The 25,671-nt window shown below is 64.5% G+C and carries 22 protein-coding genes; 11 read left to right on the top strand and 11 right to left on the bottom strand.

What is annotated here, in order from left to right; genetic code table 11:
* The first annotated feature begins 120 nt into the window (after window positions 1–120).
* The 11 genes from nifB (at window position 121) to ppdK (ending at window position 12,339) form a co-directional block, all read left to right on the top strand.
* Complete coding sequence (gene nifB, locus BLW40_RS07870) at window positions 121–1,551, top strand: nitrogenase cofactor biosynthesis protein NifB (protein WP_244511095.1); 1,431 nt, start codon at window positions 121–123, stop codon at window positions 1,549–1,551.
* 31 nt (window positions 1,552–1,582) lie between these two features.
* Entirely contained in the window at window positions 1,583–1,768 is a 186-nt protein-coding gene (locus tag BLW40_RS07875) for a 4Fe-4S binding protein (protein ID WP_074767244.1), read from the top strand.
* Window positions 1,769–1,805: 37 nt separating this feature from the next.
* Window positions 1,806–2,090 (top strand): nitrogen fixation protein NifZ, encoded by a 285-nt coding sequence (locus BLW40_RS07880; protein ID WP_074767247.1) that lies wholly within the window; start codon window positions 1,806–1,808, stop codon window positions 2,088–2,090.
* A 37-nt stretch (window positions 2,091–2,127) separates the two neighbouring features.
* Entirely contained in the window at window positions 2,128–2,340 is a 213-nt protein-coding gene (nifT, locus tag BLW40_RS07885) for a putative nitrogen fixation protein NifT (protein ID WP_074767249.1), read from the top strand.
* 25 nt (window positions 2,341–2,365) lie between these two features.
* On the top strand, window positions 2,366–3,235 hold the full coding sequence (locus BLW40_RS07890; protein ID WP_074767252.1) for an SIR2 family NAD-dependent protein deacylase: 870 nt from the start codon (window positions 2,366–2,368) through the stop codon (window positions 3,233–3,235).
* 61 nt (window positions 3,236–3,296) lie between these two features.
* Window positions 3,297–3,680, top strand: a complete 384-nt coding sequence (locus BLW40_RS07895; protein WP_074767255.1) for a 2Fe-2S iron-sulfur cluster-binding protein — start codon at window positions 3,297–3,299, stop codon at window positions 3,678–3,680.
* Between the two features lie 261 nt (window positions 3,681–3,941).
* The gene (locus BLW40_RS07900) at window positions 3,942–5,318 is read left to right on the top strand and encodes a ribulose-bisphosphate carboxylase (RefSeq protein WP_074767258.1); all 1,377 of its coding nucleotides are present in this window, start codon (window positions 3,942–3,944) and stop codon (window positions 5,316–5,318) included.
* A gap of 78 nt (window positions 5,319–5,396) precedes the next feature.
* Window positions 5,397–6,302 carry a phosphoribulokinase gene (locus BLW40_RS07905; RefSeq protein WP_074767261.1) on the top strand — a complete coding sequence of 302 codons (906 nt, stop codon included), beginning with the start codon at window positions 5,397–5,399 and terminating at the stop codon, window positions 6,300–6,302.
* A gap of 90 nt (window positions 6,303–6,392) precedes the next feature.
* Window positions 6,393–7,280 carry a glycine--tRNA ligase subunit alpha gene (locus tag BLW40_RS07910; protein ID WP_074767263.1) on the top strand — a complete coding sequence of 296 codons (888 nt, stop codon included), beginning with the start codon at window positions 6,393–6,395 and terminating at the stop codon, window positions 7,278–7,280.
* A 5-nt stretch (window positions 7,281–7,285) separates the two neighbouring features.
* Window positions 7,286–9,511 (top strand): glycine--tRNA ligase subunit beta, encoded by a 2,226-nt coding sequence (gene glyS, locus BLW40_RS07915; protein ID WP_074767266.1) that lies wholly within the window; start codon window positions 7,286–7,288, stop codon window positions 9,509–9,511.
* 143 nt (window positions 9,512–9,654) lie between these two features.
* Complete coding sequence (ppdK, locus tag BLW40_RS07920; protein WP_074767268.1) at window positions 9,655–12,339, top strand: pyruvate, phosphate dikinase; 2,685 nt, start codon at window positions 9,655–9,657, stop codon at window positions 12,337–12,339.
* Window positions 12,340–12,693: 354 nt separating this feature from the next.
* On the opposite strand, the gene puhE is transcribed toward ppdK, so the two are convergent.
* The 11 genes from puhE to bchF form a co-directional block, all read right to left on the bottom strand.
* On the bottom strand, window positions 12,694–13,554 hold the full coding sequence (puhE, locus tag BLW40_RS07925; RefSeq protein WP_074767270.1) for a putative photosynthetic complex assembly protein PuhE: 861 nt from the start codon (window positions 13,552–13,554) through the stop codon (window positions 12,694–12,696).
* A gap of 65 nt (window positions 13,555–13,619) precedes the next feature.
* Complete coding sequence (gene puhC / locus BLW40_RS07930) at window positions 13,620–14,081, bottom strand: photosynthetic complex assembly protein PuhC (RefSeq protein WP_074767272.1); 462 nt, start codon at window positions 14,079–14,081, stop codon at window positions 13,620–13,622.
* Between the two features lie 13 nt (window positions 14,082–14,094).
* Window positions 14,095–14,730 carry a photosynthetic complex putative assembly protein PuhB gene (puhB, locus tag BLW40_RS07935; RefSeq protein ID WP_083386692.1) on the bottom strand — a complete coding sequence of 212 codons (636 nt, stop codon included), beginning with the start codon at window positions 14,728–14,730 and terminating at the stop codon, window positions 14,095–14,097.
* Entirely contained in the window at window positions 14,727–15,494 is a 768-nt protein-coding gene (gene puhA, locus BLW40_RS07940) for a photosynthetic reaction center subunit H (protein ID WP_074767278.1), read from the bottom strand. Before puhA ends, puhB begins: the two co-directional genes overlap by 4 nt.
* Window positions 15,495–15,549: 55 nt before the next feature.
* The gene (locus BLW40_RS07945) at window positions 15,550–16,965 is read right to left on the bottom strand and encodes a BCD family MFS transporter (RefSeq protein WP_074767281.1); all 1,416 of its coding nucleotides are present in this window, start codon (window positions 16,963–16,965) and stop codon (window positions 15,550–15,552) included.
* Window positions 16,962–17,663 carry a magnesium protoporphyrin IX methyltransferase gene (gene bchM, locus BLW40_RS07950; protein ID WP_074767283.1) on the bottom strand — a complete coding sequence of 234 codons (702 nt, stop codon included), beginning with the start codon at window positions 17,661–17,663 and terminating at the stop codon, window positions 16,962–16,964. Before bchM ends, BLW40_RS07945 begins: the two co-directional genes overlap by 4 nt.
* Window positions 17,663–18,574, bottom strand: a complete 912-nt coding sequence (gene bchL, locus BLW40_RS07955) for a ferredoxin:protochlorophyllide reductase (ATP-dependent) iron-sulfur ATP-binding protein (RefSeq protein WP_074767286.1) — start codon at window positions 18,572–18,574, stop codon at window positions 17,663–17,665. The genes bchM and bchL overlap by 1 nt, the downstream gene beginning before the upstream one ends.
* Entirely contained in the window at window positions 18,571–22,167 is a 3,597-nt protein-coding gene (locus BLW40_RS07960) for a magnesium chelatase subunit H (protein ID WP_425283701.1), read from the bottom strand. Before BLW40_RS07960 ends, bchL begins: the two co-directional genes overlap by 4 nt.
* A complete protein-coding gene (gene bchB, locus BLW40_RS07965) occupies window positions 22,154–23,773 on the bottom strand; it encodes a ferredoxin:protochlorophyllide reductase (ATP-dependent) subunit B (RefSeq protein WP_074767292.1) in 1,620 nt (539 codons plus the stop codon). The genes BLW40_RS07960 and bchB overlap by 14 nt, the downstream gene beginning before the upstream one ends.
* Window positions 23,764–25,074 carry a ferredoxin:protochlorophyllide reductase (ATP-dependent) subunit N gene (locus BLW40_RS07970; protein WP_425283702.1) on the bottom strand — a complete coding sequence of 437 codons (1,311 nt, stop codon included), beginning with the start codon at window positions 25,072–25,074 and terminating at the stop codon, window positions 23,764–23,766. The genes bchB and BLW40_RS07970 overlap by 10 nt, the downstream gene beginning before the upstream one ends.
* Entirely contained in the window at window positions 25,071–25,544 is a 474-nt protein-coding gene (gene bchF / locus BLW40_RS07975; protein ID WP_425283703.1) for a 2-vinyl bacteriochlorophyllide hydratase, read from the bottom strand. The genes BLW40_RS07970 and bchF overlap by 4 nt, the downstream gene beginning before the upstream one ends.
* Between the last annotated feature and the right edge of the window lie 127 nt (window positions 25,545–25,671).

Consider the following 25,671-nt stretch of genomic DNA (forward strand, 5'->3'; position numbering starts at 1 on the left):
TAGCATTTCCGCCATTTTTGCAGTTGGCATCCTCCTTGCTTAGATAGGCTTATTCGAGCCCTGACGAGGAGGCCGCCGGTGTCTGGCAATGTCGTTCCCCTAAGCAGCATCACCCGGTCCATGCCGGTTCCCCCGGCTGGCGGATGCGCCTCGTCCTCCTGCGGCGCGCCGTCCGATCGTGGCGACGTCCCCGAACAGGTCTGGGAGCGGATCAAGGACCATCCCTGCTTCAGCGAAGAAGCCCACCATTACTTCGCCCGGATGCATGTCGCGGTTGCTCCCGCCTGCAACATCCAGTGCAATTACTGCAACCGTAAGTACGATTGCGCCAACGAGTCCCGCCCCGGCGTCACCAGCGAACGACTGACCCCCGAACAGGCGGCGCGCAAGGTGATGGCCGTGGCGGCCAAGGTGCCGCAACTGAGCGTGCTGGGCATCGCCGGACCGGGCGATTCGCTGTTCGACTGGCGACGGACCTTCGAGACCTTCCGTCTTGTCGCCGCGCAGATGCCCGACCTCAAATTCTGTATCTCGACCAACGGTCTGGCCCTGCCCGACCACGTCGATGAACTGGCCCAGTACAATATCGACCACGTCACCATCACCATCAACGCGGTCGATCCCGAGATCGCGACCAAGATCTATCCCTGGATCTACTTCAACGGTCGCCGCTACACCGGGATCGAGGCGGCGCGGATCCTGCTCGACCGCCAGATGGAAGGGCTGGAGCGCCTGACCGCCAAGGGCGTGCTGGTCAAGATCAATTCGGTCTTGATCCCCGGCATCAACGACCGCCATCTGATCGAGGTCAATAAGGCGATCAAGGCGCGTGGCGCGTTTCTGCACAATGTGATGCCGCTGATTTCCGATCCGTCGCACGGCACCCGCTTCGGCCTCGACGGCCAGCGCGGCCCGACCGCCGCCGAAGTCAAGGCGGTCCAGGACAGTCTGGGCGGCGGAGCCCATCTGATGCGCCATTGCCGCCAGTGTCGCGCCGATGCCGTCGGCATGCTGGGCGAGGATTTGTCGCGCGACTTCACCTTGGACAAGATTCCCGAGGCCCCGGTGGTCGATCCCGAACCCCGCCGGGTTTACCGCGAAGTGGTGGCGCGCGAACGGGCCGACCGCGCCCGCGCCGTCGCCGCCGCAACCGCCGGTCTGGCCCAGACCGCCCCCACGGCGGCTCCGGCCCGACTGGTCGCGGTCTGCACCAAGGGCGGCGGGCGGATCAACCAGCATTTCGGCCATGCCCGCGAATTCCACGTCTTTGAGGTCGATTCCTCGGGTGTACGCTTTTCCGGGCTGCGCAAGGCTGATAATTATTGCCTGGGCGGAGAGGGGGACGACGAGCGGATGCCGACGATCCTGGCCGCCCTGGAAGGGATTGAGACCGTCTTCGTGTCCAAGATCGGGCGCTGTCCGCGCGACGATCTCGCCAAAGCCGGAATCGAAGCGGTCGATACCCATCCGTTCGAGTATATAGAGAGCGCTGTGGCGGCCTGGTACGCCGAACGGTTCGGCGTCCAAATCGAGGCCGCCAGCATCGCCTGAACCATAGCCTGACTAAAATAAGGAGAGTGTCATGGCCCTTACGATTAATGCTGACGAGTGCACGTCCTGCGGCGCCTGCGAATTCGAGTGCCCGAACGGCGCGATCAGCCTGAAGAGCGACGTCTATGTGATCAAGGCGTCGGCCTGCACCGAATGTGATGGCGAAGCGCCGAAGTGCCAGGCGGTGTGCCCGGCCGACGCCATCGTCAAAGCCTGACCGACCGTCTAGGCGCGCCGGGAAAAGGAGAACCGTCATGGTCGAGCAAGCCCCCGTCGAAGTGTGGGGACCGCCCGTCTTCGAAAAAGGCGACAAGGTGGTTGCGCTCCGCGACGTCCGCAATGACGGCACCTTTCCCGGCGCCAAGATGGGCGAAGTGCTGATCCGCAAGGATGAGATCGGGTACGTCCATTCGGTCGGATCCTATCTCAACCGTTATTACATCTATGCGATCGACTTCATCGAAACCGCGCGTCTGGTCGGGATGCGCGCCGCCGAGTTGAAGCTGCTCGAAAAGGCTCCGGACGCACCGCCGTCCTGATCCCGCCTCCATCCTCTTCCCTGCCAAGGAACCCGTCATGAAGGTCATGCTGCGCAAGATCGGCGAGAAGTACGAAATCTACGTTCCGAAGAAGGATCTGGAGGAAAAAATCGTCGAGATGGAAAACGGCACGCCGTGGGGCGGCAAGGTCAAGCTGGCCAACGGCTGGAGCTTCGCCATGCCCGACATGCCCGCCGACACCAAGCTGCCGATCACCGTCGAAGCCCGCAAAATCGGCGACGAGGATTGACGCGGCCGCCCCGGAGCCTCGCGTCATGACACACCCCCCCGCCCCCTCCTCCTCTCCCGCCGCGCTGGCCGCCGAAATCGGGGCCGGAATCGCCGCCGGACGGCTGATTCCCTTTCTGGGACCGGAGGTTCTGGCCCTGGATGCCGAACCGCCGGTGCCGATCGGAGCCCGGCCGCTGGCCCATCTGCTCGGCTCGCGCGTCGCGGTGCCGGGGCGCTTTCGCAACAATCTGTGGCACGCCAGCCAATATATCGAGACCAGCCGTCACCGCGTCACCCTCGACCGGCTGATGGCGGAAATCTTCCAGCCGATCCCGCCGCCCAACGCCCTGCATCTGTGGCTGGCCGGGCAAGACGCGCTGCCGATGATTGTCGACACTTGGTATGATGGCGCGATGCGGGCAGCCTTCGCCGCCCGGGGCCGCACCGATTGGGGCCAGATCCAGGGCGCATCGAAGGCACGTCGGCTTGACGGCGGGGTATGGTCACGCACCGTCGATCACGACGGCGCGATTCTGCCCGATGATGCCGCCACCGCCTGGACCACCCTTCTCTACAAACCACACGGCGCCGCCCAGCCCACCGGGGACGTCCTGGTCTCGGATTCCGATTACGTCGAGGTATTGACCGAGATCGATATCCAGACCCCCATTCCCGACGCGGTCAAACAGCGACGCGCCGGGCGTGGATTCGTCTTTCTGGGATGCCGTTTCTACGACCAGATCCTCCGCACCTTCGCCCGCCAGATCGCCAAACATTCCGGCGGTCCGCGCTATGCCGTGGTGCCCGAGGATCTGACCCGCAACGAAATCCGGTTCCTGGAAGTCGAGGGCATCACGCCGCTGACACTGTCACTGGCCGAAGCTGTCGGGATCATCATCAAAACGGAACCGTGATGACGTCCGCCGGAAGGGGGCGGCGGCCCGATCTCCCCGATTCATGCAGAGAGGGAAAAGCATGGCGAACGTGACCTTCAGCTCGCCCATCCTGGATAAGGATGTCACCGTTTACGCGGTGGCGGGCGATACCAAGACCCTTCTGGCCCTGGCCAAGAAGAACGACATTCCGATTCCCTGCCAGTGCCAGGATGGAGAATGCGGTTCCTGTCTTATCAAAGTATCGGTTTTGGGTGATAATCCGCCGCTGGCGAGCCACCTGACCGAAAAAGAAAAGCTGACCTTGTCTGTCAACGGCAAGCTCAACAAGGCTCTGCTGGAAAAGATTGAGACGAAGGACTCTCCGCCGAGCTATCGTCTTGCCTGTCAGTATATCGTCCGCGACGAGGATATCCTGGTCGAATTCTCGGGCGAGGCGGGCGTCGAGATCGATCTGCGGCGTTAAATCGCGGAAGCACGTAGATCGACGGAGGGGCGCCCCCTTGGGGGCGCCCCTTCTCCTGTGTCGGGATGGGCGCACCGCCCCACCGCCCGAAACCGCCCGTTTCCCCTCCGTTCGGGTGGAAAAATCCCTGCCCATCTAATTGCCCCTACTCCCCCTCCGGGTGTTCTCGCCCCGGCTCGAAGCGGTCACAGTAGCGTCCAGCCCGATCGCCCCGCCTTTAAGGTGGGGATGGACCCGACGCCCTCTTGGAGACCGACGCCGATGGACCAGTCCAGCCGCTATGCCAATCTTTCCCTGACCGAGGAAGGCCTGATCGCGGGGGGCCGCCACGTCTTGTGCGCCTACCGGATGAAGCCGAGATCGGGCCACGGCTATCTGGCCACCGCCGCCCATTTCGCCGCCGAATCCTCGACCGGGACCAATGTCGAGGTCTGTACCACCGACGATTTCACCCGCGGCGTCGATGCGCTGGTCTATGAGATCGACGAAACCCGCGAGGTGATGAAGATCGCCTATCCGGTCGAGTTGTTCGACCGCAACATCATCGACGGGCGGGCGATGATCGCCTCGTTCCTGACCCTGACCATCGGCAACAATCAGGGCATGTCGGACGTCGAATACGCCAAGATGCACGATTTCTACGTGCCGCCCGCTTATCTGCAATTGTTCGATGGTCCCGCCTGCAACATCGCCGACATGTGGCGGGTGCTGGGGCGGCCCCAGGTCAATGGCGGGATGGTGGTCGGCACCATCATCAAGCCGAAGCTGGGCCTGCGTCCCCAGCCGTTCGCCGACGCCTGCCACCAATTCTGGCTGGGCGGCGATTTCATCAAGAACGACGAGCCGCAGGGCAATCAGGTGTTCGCTCCGTTGAAGGAGACGATCCGGCTGGTCGCCGACGCGATGAAGCGGGCGCAGGACACCACCGGTCAGGCCAAGCTGTTCTCGGCCAACATCACCGCCGACGATCCGGCCGAGATGATCGCGCGCGGCCATTACATCCTGGAGACCTTTGCCGAGAACGCCAACCACGTCGCCTTCCTGGTCGATGGCTATGTCGCCGGGCCGACCGCAGTGACGACCTGCCGCCGCAACTTCCCCGGCCAGTTCCTCCATTACCATCGTGCCGGACACGGCGCGGTGACCAGCAGCCAGTCGATGCGCGGCTATTCCGTGCTGGTCCATATGAAGATGGCCCGGCTGATCGGGGCCAGCGGCATTCACACCGGCACGATGGGCTTTGGCAAGATGGAGGGCGATTCCACCGAGAAGGCGGTCGCCTACATGCTGGAGCGCGAAGTAGCCGACGGGCCGTTCTACCGTCAGTTCTGGTACGGGATGAAGGCGTGCACCCCGATCATTTCCGGGGGAATGAACGCGCTTCGGCTGCCGGGCTTCTTCGCCAATCTGGGTCACTCGAACGTGATCCAGACCTCGGGCGGCGGCGCGTTCGGCCACAAGGCCGGCGCGGTGGCAGGCGCGCTGTCGCTGCGTCAGGCCCATCAAGCCTGGGTCGAAGGCGTCGATCTGGTCGATTACGCCAAGGCCCATCCTGAATTGAAGGGAGCCTTCGAATCCTTCCCCGACGATGCCGACCGGTTCTATCCCGGCTGGCGTGCCCGGCTGGGACTCGGCTGAACCTTGGGGGGTGGCACGGATCGGGTCCGGTTCGTGCCACCTGGGGGGAACCCATTCCGTTTCGAAGGGGCGTAGAGAATGTCCAAGCAGCATCCGATCATCGCCGTCACCGGGTCATCCGGGGCGGGGACCAGCACCGTCAAGGAATCCTTCGAGCACATGTTCCGCCGCGAAGGGATCAAGGCGGCGATCGTCGAGGGCGACAGCTTTCATCGCTATAACCGCGCCGATATGAAGCGGGCGATGATCGAGGCCGAGAAAAGCAACCACCGCACCTTCAGCCATTTCGGCCCCGAGGCGAATCTGTTCGCCGAGATGGAACAATTGTTCGCCACCTATGGCGCGACCGGCGGCGGGCGGCGGCGGCTCTATATCCACAACGAGGACGAAGCGGCACCGTTCGTCGATCAGGGCATCGGCCCCGGCCAGTTCACTCCCTGGGACGAGATTCCGCAGGACACCGATTGTCTGTTCTATGAAGGGCTGCACGGCTGCATCGTCACCCAAGACAGCAATTGCGCCCGCCATGTCGATCTGAAGATCGGGGTGGTGCCGGTGATCAACCTGGAATGGATTCAGAAGATCCACCGCGACACCCGCCATCGCGGCTATTCCGAGGAAGCGGTGACCGAAACGATCCTGCGGCGGATGCACGATTACATCCATTATATCCTGCCGCAATTCAAGCTGACCGATATCAACTTCCAGCGGGTGCCGGTGGTCGATACCTCGAACCCGTTCATCGCCCGCGACATCCCCACCGCCGACGAAAGCCTGGTGGTGATCCGCTTCCGCAAGCCCGACCGCTTCGAGGTCGATTTTCCCTATCTACTCCAAATGCTGAAGGATTCGTGGATGAGCCGCCGCAACACCATCGTCGTCCCCGGCGGCAAGATGGGTCTGGCGATGGAACTGGTGCTGACTCCGATCCTGCGCCGCATCAACGAAGAGCGGCAGGAGGCGCGGCGCTCGCGAACGTCCTGATTTCGCGGGCTCCTACGCTTGACCCGTCCAGGCCCCGTGGTTAGGGTTGCGGCCGTCTGATCGTCCCCCCCTTTGCCACGGCGGTTCCCCATGGCCAGCACCGGCACCCAAGCGCCCAGTTTCCAAAGTCTGATCCTGACCCTGCAAGCCTTTTGGGCCGAGCGGGGCTGCGTCATCCTCCAGCCCTACGACATGGAAGTGGGCGCGGGCACCTTTCACCCCGCCACCACGCTGCGCGCGCTGGGGCCGGACCGGTGGAAGTGCGCCTATGTCCAGCCGTCGCGGCGGCCCAAGGACGGCCGCTATGGCGAGAACCCCAACCGCCTCCAGCATTATTACCAGTTCCAGGTGCTGTTGAAGCCCAGTCCCGAAGACCCGCAGGCGCTGTATCTCGACAGCTTGCGGAGGCTCGGGATCGTCCCGATGGAACACGACATCCGCTTTGTCGAAGACGATTGGGAAAGCCCGACGCTCGGGGCCTGGGGCCTGGGCTGGGAAGTGTGGTGCGACGGGATGGAGGTGACCCAGTTCACCTATTTCCAGCAGGTCGGCGGCATCGAATGCGACCCGGTCGCGGTCGAGCTGACCTATGGTCTGGAACGTCTGGCGATGTACATCCAGGGGGTCGAGAACGTCTACGACCTTCGCTACAACGATGACGGCGTCAAATACGGCGATATTTTCCTTCAGGCGGAGCAGGAATATTCCGCCCACAATTTCGAACACGCCGACACGGACATGCTGCTGCGTCATTTCGAGGATGCGGAGACCGAATGCCGCGCCCTGCTGGCGAAGGGAATCGCCCTGCCCGCCTATGACCAATGCATCAAGGCCAGCCACCGCTTCAACCTACTCGACGCGCGCGGCGTGATCTCGGTGGCGGAACGTCAGGCGTATATCGGCCGGGTCCGTGCCCTGGCCAAGGCATGTTGCGAAGGCTGGCTGGCCAGCCGCCCCGCCAGCACCCAGGAGGCGTGAGGATCATGGCCGAGTTTCTGCTGGAAATCCTCTCCGAAGAGATCCCCGCCCGGATGCAGGCCCGCGCCGCCGACGATCTGCGCCGCCTCGTCACCGACGGCCTGACCGCCGGGGGCATCGCGTTCGAGTCTGCCCGCGCGTTGGTGACGCCGCGCCGTCTGGTGCTGGCGCTCGACGGGCTGCCGCTGGCCGGTCCCGATCTGTCCGAGGAAAAGCGCGGCCCCCGCGTCGGTGCCCCGGCCCAGGCGATGGACGGGTTCCTGAAATCGACCGGGCTTGCCGTCGAGCAGTTGGAACAGCGCGACACCGGCAAGGGCGTGTTCTGGTTCGCGGTGATCGAGCGCAAGGGCCGCGCCACCGTCGATCTGCTGAAAGAGGTGGTCGAGGCGACGATGGCCGCCTTCCCCTGGCCGAAATCGCAGCGCTGGGGCACCCATTCCGTGCGCTGGGTCCGTCCGGTCCAGTCGATCCTGGCCCTGTTCGACGGTGCGGTGATCCCGGTCCAGTTCGGCCCGGTTACGGCCGGTAACGTCACCCGGGGCCACCGCTTCCTCGCGCCCGCGACTTTCGCCGTCACCGGCTTTGCCGATTATGCCGAGCGTCTGCGCGCCGCCAAGGTGATCCTCGATCCCGCCGAACGGCGCGACACGATCCTGACCGGCGCGCTGGCGCTGGCGCGGGCCGAGGGGCTGACGCTGAAGGACGATGAGGGCCTGCTCGCCGAGGTCGCCGGGCTGGTCGAATGGCCGGTGCCGCTGATCGGCAGCATCGACGATGCCTTCATGGACGTCCCCGCCGAGGTGCTGATTACCTCGATGCGCGCCCACCAGAAATATTTCAGCTTGTTGAAGGCCGATGGCAGCCTGGCCCCTCGCTTCATCGTCGTCTCGAACATGGCGGCGACCGATGGCGGCGCGGCCATCGTCTCGGGCAATCAGCGGGTGCTGCGCGCCCGTCTGTCCGATGCGAAATTCTTCTGGGACACCGACCGCCGCCGCCGCCTCGACTCGCGCCTGCCCAAGCTGATGGAACGGACCTTCTATGCCGGTCTCGGCTCGATGTTTGACAAGGCTAGTCGCATCGACAGGCTAGCGGGCAAGATAGCCTCCCGCACCGGTGCCGACGTCACCCAAGCTAAACGCGCAGGTCGGCTTGCCAAGGCCGATCTGTCGTCGGAAATGGTCGGCGAGTTCCCCGAACTTCAGGGCGTGATGGGGCGCTATTACGCCCGCAATGACGGCGAGGCGGCCGAGGTCGCCGAAGCCATCGCCGCCCATTACTCGCCGGCGGGACCGTCGGATTCCTGCCCGACCGCGCCGGTCGCGGTGGCCGTCGCGCTGGCCGACAAGATTGACACGCTGGTCGGCTTCTTTGCCATCGATGAAAAGCCGACCGGTTCGAAAGACCCGTTCGCGCTGCGCCGCGCCGCGCTCGGCGTGATCCGCCTGATCGTCGAGAATGATCTTCGGGTAAAATTGGGCGATTTGCTCAAAGAATCCTGGAGGGAATACACTTCCCATTTTGCGGGAGAACGCTTTCTTTTCAAGAAAGACGGGTCTTCTGCCTTGCGTGTCGGCGTGACCGACGTAAACTACGACACTGATTACATCGTAATTAGCGGCGGAGAACACTGCTCAGAAGAAGAAATTCTAGAGAATGTCATTCTCTCCCAATATATGAACATTCCATCTGGAGAGAAAACAGCGAATGACCTGCTCTCCTTCTTTGCCGACCGGCTGGCCGTCGCCTGGAAGGAACAGGGCATCCGCCACGATCTGATCAGCGCAGTGTTCGCGCTGGGTGGTCAGGACGATCTGGTCCTGCTGCGCAAGCGGGTCGAGGCGCTGGCCTCGTTCGTCGCCTCCGATGACGGCTCCAACCTGCTGGTGGCCTATCGCCGCGCCGCCAACATCGTCCGGATCGAGGAAAAGAAGGACGGCACCAGCTTCGCCGCCCCAGTCGATCCGGCCCGGCTGGTTCAGGCCGAGGAGCAGGCCCTGGCTGCGGCGCTCGATCGCGTCGGACCGATGGTCGAGGCGGCGTTGCAGGCCGAGGATTTCGCCGCCGCGATGGCGGCGCTGGCCACCCTGCGCCGCCCGCTCGATTCCTTCTTCGAACAGGTGACGGTCAACGCCGACCAGCCCGATCTGCGACTCGCCCGGCTGGGTCTGCTGGCCGCGATCGGAACGGCGATGGGCCGGGTCGCCGATTTCGGCAAGATCGAAGGATAGGAAACTCCCCCAAACGACACCTTTGCGTCACACTCCCGACTGGTCATTCGTTCCGCGAAAGAGCATGATCGTGGCGCAAAGTTCCGTCCGGGGCGGGCGTGGACGCAATTTTCGTTCAGACACTGAAGGGCGCGAGATTGACCATGACGAAATGGGTCTATAGCTTTGGCGGTGGTAGAGCCGAAGGACGAGCGGATATGAAGAATCTGCTCGGCGGCAAGGGGGCCAATCTGGCCGAAATGAGCAATCTCGGCATTCCAGTCCCCCCCGGCTTCACCATCAGCACCGAGGTCTGCACCTATTATTACGATAATGGTGAAGTCTACCCCGATACCCTGAAGACCGACGTGATCGAGGCCCTGGCCAAGGTCGAGGAAACCCTGGGCCGCACCTTCGGCTCGATCGACGACCCGCTGCTGGTCTCGGTCCGCTCGGGCGCGCGCGCCTCGATGCCGGGGATGATGGACACCATCCTCAATCTCGGCCTCAACGACCTGTCGGTCGAGGGGCTGGCCAAATGTTCGAACGATCCGCGCTTTGCCTATGACAGCTATCGCCGCTTCATCCAGATGTACTCGAACGTGGTGCTGGGGATCGACCACCACAATTTCGAGGAAATTCTGGAAGAGGCGAAGGACGACAAGGGCGTTCATCTCGACACCGACCTCGCCGCCGAGGATTGGAAGAAGGTCATCGTCCGCTATAAGAGCAAGGTGCAGGACGTTCTCGGCCGTCCCTTCCCGCAGGATGTCCACGAGCAGTTGTGGGGCGCCATCGGTGCCGTGTTCGGCTCGTGGATGAACCAGCGCGCCATTACCTATCGCCGCCTCCACGACATCCCCGGAAGCTGGGGCACCGCCGTCAATGTCCAGGCGATGGTGTTCGGCAACATGGGCGACGATTGCTCGACCGGCGTCTGCTTCACCCGCAATCCCTCGACCGGCGACAACGAATTCTATGGCGAATTCCTCGTCAACGCCCAGGGCGAGGACGTCGTTGCCGGGATCCGCACCCCGCAGCAGATCACCATCGAGGGCAAGGACGCACAGAACTCGACCCTGCCCGCGATGGAAGAATGCCAGCAGGAGGTGTTCAAGGAGCTGAACGCAATCCGCCACAAGCTCGAAGCCCATTACCGCGATATGCAGGACATGGAATTCACGGTGCAGCAGGGGCGGCTGTGGATGCTCCAGACCCGCACCGGCAAGCGCACCACCAAGGCGGCGCTGAAGATCGCCGTCGATATGGCGCGCGAGGGGCTGATCACCCGCAAGGAAGCGATCCGCCGCATCGACCCCGCCTCGCTTGACCAGTTGCTGCACCCGACCCTTGATCCCAAGGCGCCCCGCACCGTGCTGGCTCGCGGCCTGCCCGCCTCGCCGGGTGCGGCGTCGGGCCGGGTGGTGTTCTCGGCCGAGGACGCCGAAAACTGGGTCAACATCCGCAAGGAAAAGGTGATCCTGGTCCGGGTCGAGACCAGCCCCGAGGATATCGGCGGCATGCATGTCTCGGAAGGCATCCTGACCACCCGTGGCGGCATGACCAGCCACGCCGCCGTCGTCGCCCGTGGCATGGGGACTCCCTGCGTCGCCGGTGCCGGTGAAATCCGGGTCGATCACGCCGCCCGCCAGATGAAGGTTGCCGGCCAGGTGCTGTCCGAGGGCGACGTCATCACCCTCGACGGTTCGACCGGCGAAGTCTTCCTGGGCGCGGTGCCGACGATTCAGCCCGAGATGACCGGCGATTTCGCGACGCTGATGGAGTGGGTCGATACCATCCGCACCCTGAAAATCCGCGCCAACGCGGAAACGCCGCAGGACGCCGCCACCGCCCGCAAGTTCGGGGCCGAGGGTATCGGCCTGTGCCGGACCGAGCACATGTTCTTTGATCCGCGCCGCATCATCGCGATGCGCGAAATGATCCTGGCCGAAACCGAAGAGGGCCGCCGCGCCGCTTTGGCCAAGCTGCTGCCCTATCAGCGCCAGGATTTCATCGAGCTGTTCGAGATCATGCGCGGCCTGCCGGTGACGATCCGTCTGCTCGATCCGCCGCTGCACGAATTCCTGCCCCACACCGACGCCGAAATCGCCGAGGTGGCCAAGGAAGCCGGGGTTGATCCCGCCTTGATCCGCGCCCGCAATATCACCCTGCACGAATCCAATCCGATGCTGGGCCATCGCGGGTGCCGTCTTGGCATCACCTATCCCGAAATCTACGAGATGCAGGCCCGGGCGATCTTCGAGGCGGCGGTCCATGTCTCGCGCGAGACCGGCCGCAGCGTTGTGCCCGAGGTGATGATCCCGCTGGTCGGCGCCCGCAAGGAACTCGACCTGTTGAAGGACGCGATCGACAAGGAAGCCCAGGCGGTTTTCGCCGAGCAGAATTACGCGGTGAAGTACCTCGTCGGCACCATGATCGAACTGCCGCGCGCCGCCCTGATGGCGGGCGAGATCGCCGAAACCGCGGCGTTCTTCTCGTTTGGCACCAACGACCTGACCCAGACCACCTTTGGGATGAGCCGCGACGATTCCGGCCCGTTCCTCGAAGTCTATCGGGCGCGGGGCATCTATGAACGCGATCCCTTCGCCAGCCTCGATCAGGCCGGTGTCGGCGAACTGATCCGCATCGCCGCCGAACGCGGCCGCGCCACCCGGCCCGGCCTCAAGCTCGGCATTTGCGGCGAGCATGGCGGCGATCCCGCCTCGATCTCGTTCTGCCAGAGTGCCGGTCTCGATTACGTGTCGTGCTCGCCCTTCCGGGTGCCGATTGCCCGCCTCGCGGCGGCGCAGGCCGCTCTGGGCGAAGGCAACTCGTCCGGTACCGCTTAGAGCGCATTCCACTCAAACGAAGTCAGAGTGAAATGCGCGACAAGCCCGAGCGGCGCTTGAGCCACGCCAGCCCCGGAGGGGCTGCGGCCTTAGGCAAAATCCTAGAGCCGATTCCATTTGAATGGAAAAGGCTCTAGGTTCTTTTCGGCCCGTGGCACCCCCCTCTCCGGTCTAAACAGCCGGAGAGGGGGGTGTTTCTTTGTGGGGCCTCTGTGGACAATAAACGGGGCTCTGCCCCGTACTCCCCGCACAGGGCCAAAGGCCCTGCGAACCCAATCCATGAAGAGAATGATGCCGGTCCAGGGGGCGCGGCCCCCTGGCGGGTGTGGGCAGCGCCCACGAAGCCTGCTGAGATCAGGGCTTGGCGGCGGGGGGAGAAACCGGAACGATCGGCGTCACCGGAGCGACCACCGACTGAAGCGTGGTGTCGCTGCCCGCACCCTTGTCGTGATGGGAGGCATGGGTCTTCAGCCCCCACTCCCACAGAGCCGAGGTCGGCAGCGGCAGCACCAGGAACCAATGTTCCAACACGCCGACAACCAACAGGGTCGAGAGGAAGGTGTAGGCGGCTAGGTTATAGCTGCCCGGTTCGGCGTCGGCGGCCAGCCCGATCACCCAGGCGGCGGCGACGGTGGTGACGGTGACCGACAGCGGGAACAGCATGTTCATCGGCCGCCGGGTCAGGAAGCTGCGCAAAAAGCTCAGATGGTCGGGAAGGAAATCTTCGCTGAGATTGGGCACGCCGAGGAAGACGTTGAGCTTGGCGCTCTGATGCATGCTCCACAGGATCACGAAGCACCAGAAAGCCAGTTGGTTGGGCGAGTCCCAGGTCAACCACCACATCACCGCCCCGGTCACGACGATCTTGATCTCGTGATACAGCGTCACCTGAATGCCGTGGCCCAGATGGACCCAGCCTCGGCACCCCTCGGGGCAGGCATGACGGCGCGGCCCGGTGACATAGCCGAGATAGAAGCTGATTTCCTGCCACGCCCAGGCGAAGAAGGCGAAGGTGAAGGCGGCATAGGCCCCGGCGACGCTGGCCTCGCCCGCTGTCGCGGCCAGCCCCAGCATCGAGGCGGCAAACACCGCCGTCGCCACCACCATCGTCTTGCGGAAGGTTATTGAGGGCAGGCCATCGAGAAACAACACGGCCCCGGTTCCGAACCACCACAGGAACAGAGCGTAGGCGGCGGGGAGGACATAATCGAGCATGCCCCGCTACTCCTGCGGCCGGTGGTCTCGGGGGAAGCGGGGCAAATCCGGGAACGCCCGGCCCGTCATGACGCCGGTTTTCCGATGGTCAGCAACCGGGCAAAGGCGTCGGCATTGGTCGGGCCATAGGCTTTCAGCTCGATCCGGGCCTGGGTGGTGAGATCGTCGAGGGTAACCCGCCCATCGTTCCAGGCGGTCAGACGGAACGGCGCGTCTTCGCCCCGTTCCAGGCCGCGATGTTCGCGGGCCAGCGCCCGCATCGCTCCCCGGACAAAGCCGTAGGCACCGGGGGCCAGAACGTCGATCTTCTCGCGACTCCCGGCTTCGAGAACCAGAACGCCGCCATCGGGCTGGTCGATAAAAATGACATCGCGGCTGTCAATCGCGACGGCGTCGGCCGGGGGAAGCCCCAGCTTGTAGCCGCTCACCTTGGCAACCCCGACCAGACCGATCACCAGAGCCAGCATGACGCCGACGCTGATCAACAGGGGGCGAGGAATGGGTTTGTCGCCGAACGGACCGCTCATGATAACTCCCGATTCAGGCTTCGGCGTTTTCGCGCGCAACCGGATCGGCAGCGGCGGGGTGCGCCGGAGCGGCTTCGACCAGGGCGGCCCCCAGGATACGGGCGATCGCTACCGCACCAGGAACGGCACGCAGCGTCGGCTCGACCTTGGAAAACCGCCAGGGACGGGCATGTGGCCACAATACCAGATAGGCCAGATGCTGATCCCCGTTCAATGAGAGGGAAATATCCCCGGTCCCATCGGAATAGGTTTTAAGCTCGGCGGACTCGATCATCCCGAACGGCAGGTTGACCGACAGCGGAAGAGCGACGCCGTGGGAAATGACCACGCGGCGATTGGTAATGGAATAGGTCGTTGCCCGAGCGCTGGACCATCCAATCATGATCAGAACCCAGGCCGCAGCCAAACCACCCACCACCATCAGACCACCGGCGAAGGTGGCGTCAAGGGCGCCCCCCCCGTCGGCGATGGTGCTGGCGACCCGCCACGCGGCGAGGACACCGAAGTAAGCGGCCAACCACCCGAAATGGAACGCACGGGAGGTTAGCTGCCACCAGGACGGGGAGCCCTGCCAAAGCAGGCGCTCCCCCTGAGGAAGAGGCCCGGGCAAGCCCGGGACCATTTCAAAATGATGGTCGTGATCACTCACAGCCAGGATTCCGACCGATCAGCCGTCGCATACAGATAGCCGCCGCCGAAATAGGCGCTGACGCGGTCTTCTTCACGGAAGGTGATACGGTCGGGGTTCGCCAGGGTCGGAGCACCGGCGAACAGAGCGGCCGGAACCGCACCGGTGGAGACCTGCTGATCGTCACCGTTGACCTTGACCAGCGGAGCCGGAATCAGGACGGTGCGGCTCGCCGAGGTGGCGATTTCGTAGTAGCGGATCAGCAGATCGCCACGATCGACCCAGACGTCGCTGACGGTACCGGCAACCTTGCCGTCGGCACCGATGGCCTTGAAGCCGCGCGGATCGGGATCTTCGGAAGCGATCGACAGATCGGTCGCGACCCGCAGCGGGACGAGACGGTTGTGACCCTCGGCATCGATGTCGGGCAGGTCGGAACGCTCGGCCCACGAGGCCGGGCCGACGCCGGACAGCAGAGCATTGCCGGTCGGGATCAGCGGGGCGCCGTCGAACTTGTACGCCGGAACCGCGTTGGTCACCGGAACCAGAGCCTCGGCCCGCGGAGCGGTACGGGTCGAACCGTCACGCAGCACGAAGGTCTTGGGCTCGGGCAGCGGCGGGAAGCCGATCAGTCGCTCGGGGTTCGGTCCATCCGTCACCAGCGGATAGCCCTCGCGCTTGTCTTCCGAGCGGAGATAGTAGACCAGTACGGCGAAGAACGCCCAGAACGCATACAGCGTAAGCTGAGCCGCGTCTACGTAAGGAGTGAAAGCGCCGATGTCCATGGTATGACCTCAATCGTAGAGATTAACTAGGAAGCCCGGCGAGGCCGGACATTGACTAACGCTGACCAGCTTTGTTGCCCTCGGCCCGCAACAGGGGCCCAAGGGCGATCAGCGCGGCGAGCAGCATCAGGATTTCGATAATATAAACTACAGCGTAGCCGGTGGCCGGGTCATTGAGGGCCGCGCCCAGCGTGCCAGAGGCCGCCAGACTGGACACCCCATCCCGGGTCACCCCCCCCAGAGCAATCGCGATCCCGGCCGCAGAAGCCTGAACCGCTCCCCAGGCGCCCAGTGCCAGCCCACTGTCGCCCTTCTTTGCCAGCCCCATCGAAGCCGACAGGGTCGAGGCGACAAACTGACCGGTTCCGAACCCGATCAGCACTGTTCCGAGAGCGAACAGCGCCACCGAATGAGTCGGAGCGGAAACGATCAGGCTGATCAATGCCGCCAGGCCCGAGAACACCCCGAACTGGGCCAGGCGGTGGACGTTCAAACCGGCGGCAAGCCCTCGCGCCACGGCGAGATACCCACACAACCCGCCGATGGCGAGCAGGGCGGTCAACGCCGTCGTGGCGGCCACCGGAAGATGCAGAACCTGACCGCCGAACGGTTCCAGCAGGACGTCCTGCATGCTGAAACCGACGGTCCCAACCCCGATGGCAACCAGCCGACGGGTAGCGTTGGGGTCCTGCATGAAATCGTTCCACGCGTCGCGGAAGCGGGGCTCGGGCGTCGCGACCTTCGCCGCGGCGGTCTTGGCGCGATTGGGGTCGCGCGGCTCCTGCTTCCACAGAGCGATGGAATTCAACAGCATCGTGACGAAAGCGGCCCCCTGGACCACCTCGATCAGACGCTGCGGCGAGAAATCGGACAACAGAATGCCGAACACCACCGCGCTCAGCACCATGCCGACCAGCAGCATCGAGCACATCATCGCGACGACGCGGGGACGGCTTTCCTCGGGCGCCATGTCGGCGGCAAGCGCCAGCCCGACGGTCTGGGCGGTGTGCATCCCAGCCCCGACCAGCAGGAAGGCGGCGGCGGCCCCGATCTGACCGACGATGTTCGGCCCCACCGAGGGCTCGGACAGCAGCAGCAGGGCGAACGGCATGATCGACAACCCGCCGAACTGGAGCATCGTTCCCATCCAGATATAGGGAACGCGGCGCCAGCCAAGGGCGGAGCGGTGATGGTCCGACTTGAAGCCGATGAAGGTGCGGAACGGAGCCAGGATCAGCGGCAACGCCACCATCAGCGCCACCAGCCAGGCCGGAACGCCGAGTTCGACGATCATCACCCGGTTCAGGGTGCCGATGACCAACACCACCGCCATGCCGACGGTCAGCTGGAACAGCGACAGACGGAACAGACGGCCCAGCGGAAGATCGGGCGTGGCAATATCGGCGAAGGGCAGGAATCGCGTGTCGATTCCCACCAACGAGCGCGCAATGCTGTTGGTAAGCCTCTTCATGACCGCCGCAGCTCCAGCGCCTGGGATTTATAAAACCCGGTCAGAATACGCCGGGTCCGCCCCGGACTCCAGCCTGCCAATTCGGATGTGGTGGCAATCTTCGCCAACAGAGCACTCTCCTCGACCGGAACGATCGACGGGCCGCGATCTCCGCGCGGGAAGAACTTGCCGGCGTGATGCATCAGCATCAGCATCGGCGTGCGCGGAGCAAAGGTGAACAGCACGGCACGACGGGTCATCGCCGCCAGCGCGGCGACAACCTTGACCTTGTCCGGTGTATCGTAATGGATGATCGAGTCCATCGCCACGGCATAGTCGAAAGTGCCGAGCGCGGGATCGAGCATATCACCCGAGCGGAAATCAATGCTGCCGGGGGCGAGGTCGTCGGGCATCCGTTCCTTGGCCACGCCGATCAGGGTCGGCGACAGGTCGATCGCCACCACCTCGGCCCCGCGCCGCGCCGCCTCGACGGCGAGCAGGCCGGTGCCGCACCCGGCATCGAGCAGCCGCATCCCGGTCATATCGGCGGGCAGCCAGCTCATCAGGGTGCCGCGCATTTCCTCGCGCCCGGCCCGGACGGTCTCGCGAATCCGGCTGACCGGGCTGTCCGACGTCAATTTGGCCCAGGCGTCGGCGGCGGTCCGGTCAAAGTAAGTGGCGAGCCAGCCCTTACGGTGTTGGTAATTGGCGGTGGGCATCAATTAAATCCCAACAAATCGAAGATTTCACGATCCTTCAGAGACCGTGCGGCCTCCAACGGCTCGACCCCGGCCCACAATTGCGTGGCCAAACGCAGATACTCGGTCTGCGCCGTCGCGACGTCGGGGTTGGACGGATCCAACTCGAACAAAGTCGCCTTTTGCAGACGGCTTTTGCGGATCACGTCGAGTTCGGGCATGTGGGCCAGACGCTTCATCCCGGCCAGATCGTTGAATTTGTCGATCTGGTCGGTGGCGGCGCTGCGGTTGGCGATCATGCCGCCCACCCGCACCGGATAATCGCGCGCCTTGGCCTGGATCGCCGCGATGATCCGGTTCATCGCGAAGATCGAATCGAAATCGTTGGCGGCGACGATCAAGGCGCGGTCGGCGTAATGGAGCGGCGCGGCAAAGCCGCCGCAGACGACGTCGCCCAGAACGTCAAACACGACGACGTCGGTCTCGTCGAGCAGGTGATGTTCCTTCAGCAGCTTGACGGTCTGACCGACGACATAGCCGCCGCAGCCGGTCCCGGCGGGCGGCCCGCCCGCCTCGACGCACATCACGCCGTTATAGCCCTCGAACACGAAATCTTCGGTCCGCAACTCTTCCGGGTGGTAATCGACCTCTTCCAGCACGTCGATCACCGTGGTGGTCAGACGCTTGGTCAGGGTGAAGGTCGAATCGTGCTTGGGATCACAGCCGATCAGCAGAACCCGCTTGCCCAGCTTCGAGAAGGCGACCGCCAGATTGGACGAGGTGGTCGACTTGCCGATGCCGCCCTTGCCATAGATCGTGAAGACCTTGGCCGAGCCGATCTTGACACGGGGATCGGGCTTCACCTGGACGCTGCCGTCATCGTCGGGACAGTGGCTCGGGCTGTCGCAATCGGCACCGATATCGTTTCTCATGCGGCGACCCCGACGTTAACGCCCTCAAGACGGTCTTCCAACTCGCGACCAGCTTCCTGCAACACCTTCAACATGTCCTCATCCGGTGACCAGTAATTGCGTTCGTGCGCTTCGATCAGACGGTTGGCGATCTTGGCCGACGCGGTCGGATTGAGCTTGGCCAGACGCTCGCGCATCTCGGGATCGAGCATGTAGGTTTCGGTCAGCTGGCGATAGACCCAGGGAGCCACTTCGCCGGTGGTCGCCGACCAGCCCAGGGTATTGGTGACCTGAGCCTCGATCTCGCGCACGCCTTCATAGCCGTGGGCCAGCAGCGCCTCGTACCATTTCGGATTGAGGGTGCGGGTGCGGGTTTCGAGCGAGACCTGTTCGGCCAGGGTCCGCACGGTGCCTTCGCCGTGGGTCTGATCGCCGATATAGGTCGCCGCCGAGGTGCCGCCACGCGCCCGCTTCACCGCGCGGGTGATGCCGCCCAGCGAGTCGAAATAGTGATCGACGGTGGTGACGCCGACTTCGACCGAATCGACGTTCTGATAGGTGACATCGACGCTGGCCAGCAGCTTGTTCAGCACCGCATCGTTGCGGGCGGGCTTGCCATTGACGCCAAAGGCAAAGCCCTTGCGCTTCTGGTAGGCGTCGGCCAGTTCGTCCTCGTCGTCCCAGGCCCCGGCTTCGACCAACTGGTTGACGTTGGCGCCATAGGCCCCGTCTTCGTTGCCGAACACCCGGAGCGCCGCCTCGGCCATCTCGCAGCCGGTCGATTCGATGATCGACAGAGCGTGCTTACGGACGAAATTCTGCTCGGGCGTCTCGTCGGCACTGGCGGCGAGCAACGCCGCCTCGGCCAGCATCCGGGTCTGCAACGGCAGCAGATCGCGGAAGATGCCCGACAGGGTCAGCACGACGTCGATGCGGGGACGACCCAGCGTTTCCAGCGGGATCAATTGCGCGCCGCACAGACGGCCATAGGAATCGTGGCGCGGTTCGGCTCCCATCAACCACAGCGCCTGAGCGATCGGGCCGCCCTCGGTCTTCAGGTTGTCGGTGCCCCACAGCACGATCGCCACCGTCTCAGGCACGCCATGCCCGTCGGCCTGATGCCGCTCGAGAATGCGCCCGGCCTGACGCGCCCCGTCCTTGACCGCGAACGCGCTCGGGATACGGAACGGATCGAAGCCGTGCAGATTGCGGCCGGTCGGCAGAACGTCGGTGGTCCGCAGCAGATCGCCGCCCGGCGCGGGACGGATATAGCGGCCGTCGAGCGCGTTGAGGATCGCCGGGATTTCGTAATCGCGCGACAACAGATCATCGACCCGCGCCCGGTTTTCCGGATCGGTGATCCCGGCGGCATCGAGCATGTCGGAGCGCTCTTCCGGGGTTTCCGGCTCGCCGACGACATGCAGGCCGTTCGGAATCAGGGTCAGTTCGAGTTCGAGCAACTCGTTGTTGAGCGTCTCGATCGCCTTCTGCCGCTCGTCCGGCCCCCAGGCCGGTTCGAGCTGGGCCAGATCAACCGCCGCTGCCTGGGCCTGGATCAGATCGGCCAGCGAGGCCCGCTGTTCGGGATCGGAGTCCGGCTCAAGCTGACGCCAGCGATCAATCGAGGTCTTCAGATCCTGCAAGCCACGATAGAGGCCGGAATGGGTGATCGGCGGGGTCAGATAGCTGATCAACTGCGCCGCCGCCCGACGCTTGGCGATGGTGCCTTCCGACGGGTTGTTCGAGGCATAGAGATAGAAGTTGGGCAGATCGGAAATCAGCCGGTCCGGCCAGCAGGCTCCGGACAGACCCGATTGCTTGCCCGGCATGAATTCGAGCGCGCCATGGGTGCCAAAATGCAGCACGGCATGCGCCCCAAAGGAATCGCGAATCCAGCGATAGAACGCCGAGAAGGCGTGCGTCGGCGAGAAGCCCTTTTCGAACAGCAGGCGCATCGGATCGCCCTCGTAACCGAAGGCGGGCTGGACACCGACGAAGACGTTACCGAATTGCTGGCCCAACACGAAGATGCTGGCCCCGTCGCTCTGCTGACGACCGGGAGCCGGACCCCACTGCCCCTCAATCTCGGGCAGATAGCGTTCGTGGCGGACATGATCCTCGGCCGAAATCTTCGCCGCGACATTGGCGGGAGTCCCGTACAGCGAGGAATTGCCTTGCAGCAGCGAGTCCCGCAGCGCGTCGGCAGATTCGGGTACCTCGACCTGATAGCCCGCCGCCTTCATCGCCGTCAGCGTGTTGAAGATCGATGGGAACACCGCAAGGAACGCGGCGGTGCCGACCTTGCCCGCGTTGGGCGGGAAGTTGAACAGGATTACCGCGACCTTGCGGTTGGCCCGCTCGGTCCGGCGCAGCATCACCAGCTTGGCGACGCGGGCGGCCAGGGTCTCGGCCCGCTCCTCATCGACCACCATCTCGCGACGCTTGTGGCCGTCGCTGGAAGCGGGTCGGCCGCCGAAGGTCATCGGGCAGATCGCGCCGTCCAATTCCGGCAGCGCGACCATCATCGTCGCTTCGATCGGCATCAGGCCGCGCGAATCCGCCCGCCACTGGTCCAGCGTCTGGAACTCGACCGCATGGGCGGCGATGTAGGGCACGTCGAGCTTCGACAGCACCGTCTCGGCCGAATGGGCGTCGTTATAAGCCGGGCCGCCGACCAGCGAGAAGCCAGTCAAGGACAGCATCAGGTCGATGGTCGGGACGCCGTCCTTGAAGAAGTATTGGTCGATCGCCTCGCGCGGGTCGAGCCCGCTGGCGAAGGCGACGATCACCCGCAGCCCCTTGGCTTCGAGCGCGGCGATCACCCCGTCATAATGGGCGGAATTCCCGGCCAGGACATAGGAGCGCAGCACCAGAACGCCAACGGTTCCGGTCTCGCCACCAACCTTGGGCAGGTCGCTCAGATGCTCGACGATCCGGTTCTTGGCCTTGGGGTGATAGAGGCCGACATCGGGATATTCGATCGGGTCGGAGACCTTGACCGAATGGGCGAGGCCCTTGCGCGGACCGGCGGCATAGCGCTCGATCAGCAGGCGGACCATGTTGGCGACGTTTTCGTCCGACCCGGCCAGCCAATATTGCAGGCAGAGGAAATAGGCGCGGACGTCCTGGGCGGTGCCGGGAATGAAGCGCATCAGCTTGGGCAGCTGGCGCAGCATCTTCATCTGGCCCTGGCCGCTGGTGCCCTTGTTGCCGCTGTCGCCCTTCAGCTTCTTCAGCAGCGCCATCATGCCCTTGGCTTCACCGCTCATGGTGAACTTGCCAAGCTTGGTCAGCTTCATCACTTCGCTGGCCGACAGGCAGCACAGCATTGCGTCGCAGCCGTCGCGTCGCGCCGTCAGCGCCGGCAGAACGGCACGGATGTGCTCGTCCAGGAACAGCATGCAGGAAATGACGATATCAGCGGTCTCGATATCGGCGATGCAGCTCGCGAGGGCCCCGGCATCGTTGCAATATTCGTCGGCCGAGTGCATCACCAACTCAAGGGTGGGCACTTCCTGCCGCAACACCGCACCAGCCCGATCCACGGCAGCCGCAAGATGGCTGTCCATCGTCACGATGACGACGCGGATCGGCGTCGACTCAGCGCCCGACATTCGCTTTTGCATCATAAAGCGCCTCAACGGTAATTTGGGCCAAACCACGCTCGCGAGCGAACCGTTCGGTGTTGCGGCGAGCCTTGCCGCGGACAAAGAACGGCACCTTGAGCAACTCTTTTTCCGCGTCCGCCGTCCACACCGGGACGACGTCTCCGGTAGCAACGGGGGCGGCGACGGGACCGGACGAGTCGGTGGCGACCGCCGGAGCGGCCGCGACGGCGACGACATCGGCGGGACGCTCGGCCGCCTGGGCGGCTCCCCGTCCGAGATGCGACGGCGCCGCCTCCTCGTGGAATTCGAAATCGTGCCGGAACATCGTCAGCAGATGTTCCTCCAGCCCCATCATCAGCGGATGAATCCAGGTGTCGAACAGCACGTTGGCGCCTTCGAACCCAAGCTGGGGGGCATAGCGCGCCGGGAAATCCTGGACATGGACCGGGGCCGAGATCACCGCGCAGGGAACCCCCAGCCGCTTGGCGACGTGACGTTCCATCTGGGTGCCCAACACCAGATCGGGCTGAGCCTCGGCCACCTTGGCCTCGACCTCCAGATAATCGTCGGTGATCAGCGCCTCGATCCCGTACAGCTTCGCCGCCTCGCGGACGTCGCGGGCCTGTTCGCGCGAATAGGTGCCGAGCCCGACCACGGTAAAGCCCAGTTCCTTGACCGCGACGCGGGCCGCACCGATCGCGTGGGTGGCGTCGCCGAACACGAACACCCGCTTGCCGGTCAGATAGTTCGAATCGACCGAGCGCGAGTACCACGGCAGCCGCGACGGCACATGGGCCAAAGCCTGGGCCGGATCAATCCCGGCCAGGGTCGCGACCTCGCGGATGAAGTCGAGCGTGGCCCCGATCCCGAGCGGAACGGTGGTGACGGCGGGCTGTCCGAACGAGCGCTTCAACCATTCCGCCGCCGCTCCGGCGACTTCGGGATAGAGCACGACGTTGAACTCGGCATCGCCCAGACGGGCGAGATCGGCCGGGCTGGCGCCTAAGGGCGCGGCGACGTTGACGTCGATCCCGATCCGGTCGAGCAGACGGGCAATCTCGGTGACGTCGTCGCGATGGCGGAAGCCCAGCGAGGTCGCCCCCAGCAGATTGCAGCGCGGCCGCTGTCCCGGCGCGCGGGGCGGACGCGGCGTACCGGGCGGGGGAACATGCGGCCCGGCCAGGGCACGGACCAACTGGTAGAAGGTCTCGTTCGCACCCCAGTTTTCCTTGCGCATGAAGGCCGACAATTCGACCGGCACCACCGGGATCGGCAGGTTCATCGCCCGGGCCAGACCGCCGGTATCGTCCTGGATCAGTTCGGCGGTGCAACTGGAGCCGACCAACAGCGCCTGCGGCTTATAGCGTTCGATCGCGTCGCGGGCGGCGGTCTTGAACAGTTCGCTGGTGTTGGAGGCGAGTTCACGACCCTGGAAGCTGGTATAGGTGACCGGCGGGCGCTTCTGGCCGCGCTCGATCATCGTGAACAGCAGGTCGGCATAGGAATCGCCCTGCGGCGCGTGCAGGACGAAATGGACGCCGGTCATCGCGGCGGCGACACGAATCGCGCCGATGTGGGACGGCCCCTCATAGGTCCAGAGGGTCAATTGCATGGCGCAAGCTCCACCAGCCGTGACCGACGCAACAACGGCCTGGCGAACAATTCCGCCAGATCGCCTGCCTGATCATAGCCTTGGATTGGCGTAAAAAGAAGCTCGATCGACCATTTGGTGGCGATGCCCTCGGCCTCGAACGGGTTGGCGAGGCCCAGTCCGCACACCACCAGATCGGGACGATCGGCGCGACAGCGGTCAAGCTGACGTTCGAGATCCTGGCCTTCCGACAACCGGGTTCCACTCGGCAGCAGGGCCAGTTCCGGGGCGATCATCTGGCGGTTGAGGTAGGGCGTACCGACCTCGGCCAACTCCATCCCCAGTTCCCGCGACAGGAAGCGGGCCAGCGGAATCTCGATCTGCGAATCCGGGAAGAAGAAGATCTTCTTGCCGCTCAGCTCCTCGCGATAGCGGTCGAGCGCCATCTTGGCCCGCGCCGCCGCCGGGGCGGTGACCGCCTCGAACCGCTCGGGCGCGACGCCGAACGCATCGGCCGCCGCCTTCAGCCACAGGGTGGTCCCCTCCGCTCCCAGCGGGAACGGGGCCGACACCCGGGTTGCGCCGCGGGCTTCGAGCGCGCGGGCGGTGGTTGCGAGGAACGGATGGGCCAGCAGAACCACGGTGTCGGGACCGACCGGGGGAAGGTCGTCCGAACTGCGCGGCGGGAAGAAGCGGACCCGCTCGATCCCCAGACCTTCGAGCAGACGCTGAAGCTGTCCTTCGACCACTTCGGCCAGCGACCCGACCACCAGCAGCGAGCGCCCTGCCCCCGCCTCGGCGGCGGGGAGGTGCGGCACCAGGGCGGTCAGACAGGCATCTTCGCCCTGCGAGAAGGTGGTTTCCAGACCGCTGCCGGAGAAATGAACGATCCGCACCCCGGTGCCGACGGTCCGCATCAGGCGGTCGGCGGCGAGATCAAGATCGAGCTTGATCACCTCGGACGGGCACGAGCCGACCAGGAACAGCATCTTGATGTCGGGACGGCGTTCGAGCAGACGGGTCACGATCCGGTCGAGTTCGGCATTGACGTCGGCACGACCGGCCAGATCGCGTTCCTCGATGATCGCGGTGGCGAAGCGGGGCTCGGCGAAGATCATCACGCCGGCCGCCGATTGAATCAGGTGAGCACAGGTGCGCGATCCGACGACCAGAAAAAAGGCGTCCTGAATCTTGCGATGCAGCCAGACGATCGGCGCGAGGCCACAGAAGACCTCGCGCTGACCGCGTTCGCGCAGCACGGTGCTGTCGTCACACCCCATAGATTTGATCTCCACGGACGTCGCTTCTGGTGGAACGGTCATTGCGCGGACCCGCCCGTGCCGACAGCTTCGGCCGCGGCCTGGAGCCGGGCAGCGCGAAGCTTCAGCAGGAACTGGCCCGCATTGACGACGTAGGTGGCATAGGCGGCAAGCGCCACGTACATCTGCTGCTGGATGCTGAGCGATCCGGTCAGCAGCCCCCACAGATAGATTGTATGCAGGGCCAGGACCAGGAAGCTGAACACATCCTCCCAGAAGAACGGACGGGCGAACAGATAGCAGCCGAACACCACCTTTTCCCAGATCGCTCCGGTAATCATGATGGTGTAGAGAATCAAGGTCTTAGCGACGATCGACACGGTCGCGGCGGTCTCGCCCGATCCGGTGACCAGATAGTGGATCACCAGCCCGAGGCTGACCAGAAAGACGACGAATTGAATGGGAGCCAGAATCCCTTGAACCAGGGTCCAGGGAGTCTGATCGCGCCGAAGACGCTCTTCGGGCGTGTACAAGGGCGCGGGCGGTGCGGGTGGCGGTGACTCGTGGTGGACGTTGCTCCGCCCTGCCACAGTTCCCCAAGGGCATCTGTCCATTGAATCGACCAGGTTGTAGACGAAATTAAGTCCTGACATCTTACCG

Origin of the sequence: Magnetospirillum fulvum, from assembly GCF_900108475.1 — a bacterium.
GTDB lineage: Bacteria > Pseudomonadota > Alphaproteobacteria > Rhodospirillales > Magnetospirillaceae > Phaeospirillum > Phaeospirillum fulvum_A.

What these genes read in the sequence shown, in the direction of transcription:
- nifB (WP_244511095.1), top strand. Translation starts at nt 121, where the DNA reads ATGCCGGTTCCCCCGGCTGGCGGATGCGCCTCGTCCTCCTGCGGCGCG.
- bchL (WP_074767286.1), bottom strand. Translation starts at nt 18,574, where the DNA reads ATGAGAAACGATATCGGTGCCGATTGCGACAGCCCGAGCCACTGTCCC.
- BLW40_RS07895 (WP_074767255.1), top strand. Translation starts at nt 3,297, where the DNA reads ATGGCGAACGTGACCTTCAGCTCGCCCATCCTGGATAAGGATGTCACC.
- BLW40_RS07900 (WP_074767258.1), top strand. Translation starts at nt 3,942, where the DNA reads ATGGACCAGTCCAGCCGCTATGCCAATCTTTCCCTGACCGAGGAAGGC.
- BLW40_RS07905 (WP_074767261.1), top strand. Translation starts at nt 5,397, where the DNA reads ATGTCCAAGCAGCATCCGATCATCGCCGTCACCGGGTCATCCGGGGCG.
- BLW40_RS07890 (WP_074767252.1), top strand. Translation starts at nt 2,366, where the DNA reads ATGACACACCCCCCCGCCCCCTCCTCCTCTCCCGCCGCGCTGGCCGCC.
- glyS (WP_074767266.1), top strand. Translation starts at nt 7,286, where the DNA reads ATGGCCGAGTTTCTGCTGGAAATCCTCTCCGAAGAGATCCCCGCCCGG.
- bchB (WP_074767292.1), bottom strand. Translation starts at nt 23,773, where the DNA reads ATGCAATTGACCCTCTGGACCTATGAGGGGCCGTCCCACATCGGCGCG.
- ppdK (WP_074767268.1), top strand. Translation starts at nt 9,655, where the DNA reads ATGACGAAATGGGTCTATAGCTTTGGCGGTGGTAGAGCCGAAGGACGA.
- puhE (WP_074767270.1), bottom strand. Translation starts at nt 13,554, where the DNA reads ATGCTCGATTATGTCCTCCCCGCCGCCTACGCTCTGTTCCTGTGGTGG.
- BLW40_RS07970 (WP_425283702.1), bottom strand. Translation starts at nt 25,074, where the DNA reads ATGACCGTTCCACCAGAAGCGACGTCCGTGGAGATCAAATCTATGGGG.
- nifT (WP_074767249.1), top strand. Translation starts at nt 2,128, where the DNA reads ATGAAGGTCATGCTGCGCAAGATCGGCGAGAAGTACGAAATCTACGTT.
- BLW40_RS07880 (WP_074767247.1), top strand. Translation starts at nt 1,806, where the DNA reads ATGGTCGAGCAAGCCCCCGTCGAAGTGTGGGGACCGCCCGTCTTCGAA.
- puhA (WP_074767278.1), bottom strand. Translation starts at nt 15,494, where the DNA reads ATGGACATCGGCGCTTTCACTCCTTACGTAGACGCGGCTCAGCTTACG.
- BLW40_RS07910 (WP_074767263.1), top strand. Translation starts at nt 6,393, where the DNA reads ATGGCCAGCACCGGCACCCAAGCGCCCAGTTTCCAAAGTCTGATCCTG.
- bchM (WP_074767283.1), bottom strand. Translation starts at nt 17,663, where the DNA reads ATGCCCACCGCCAATTACCAACACCGTAAGGGCTGGCTCGCCACTTAC.
- puhC (WP_074767272.1), bottom strand. Translation starts at nt 14,081, where the DNA reads ATGAGCGGTCCGTTCGGCGACAAACCCATTCCTCGCCCCCTGTTGATC.
- BLW40_RS07945 (WP_074767281.1), bottom strand. Translation starts at nt 16,965, where the DNA reads ATGAAGAGGCTTACCAACAGCATTGCGCGCTCGTTGGTGGGAATCGAC.
- BLW40_RS07875 (WP_074767244.1), top strand. Translation starts at nt 1,583, where the DNA reads ATGGCCCTTACGATTAATGCTGACGAGTGCACGTCCTGCGGCGCCTGC.
- BLW40_RS07960 (WP_425283701.1), bottom strand. Translation starts at nt 22,167, where the DNA reads ATGTCGGGCGCTGAGTCGACGCCGATCCGCGTCGTCATCGTGACGATG.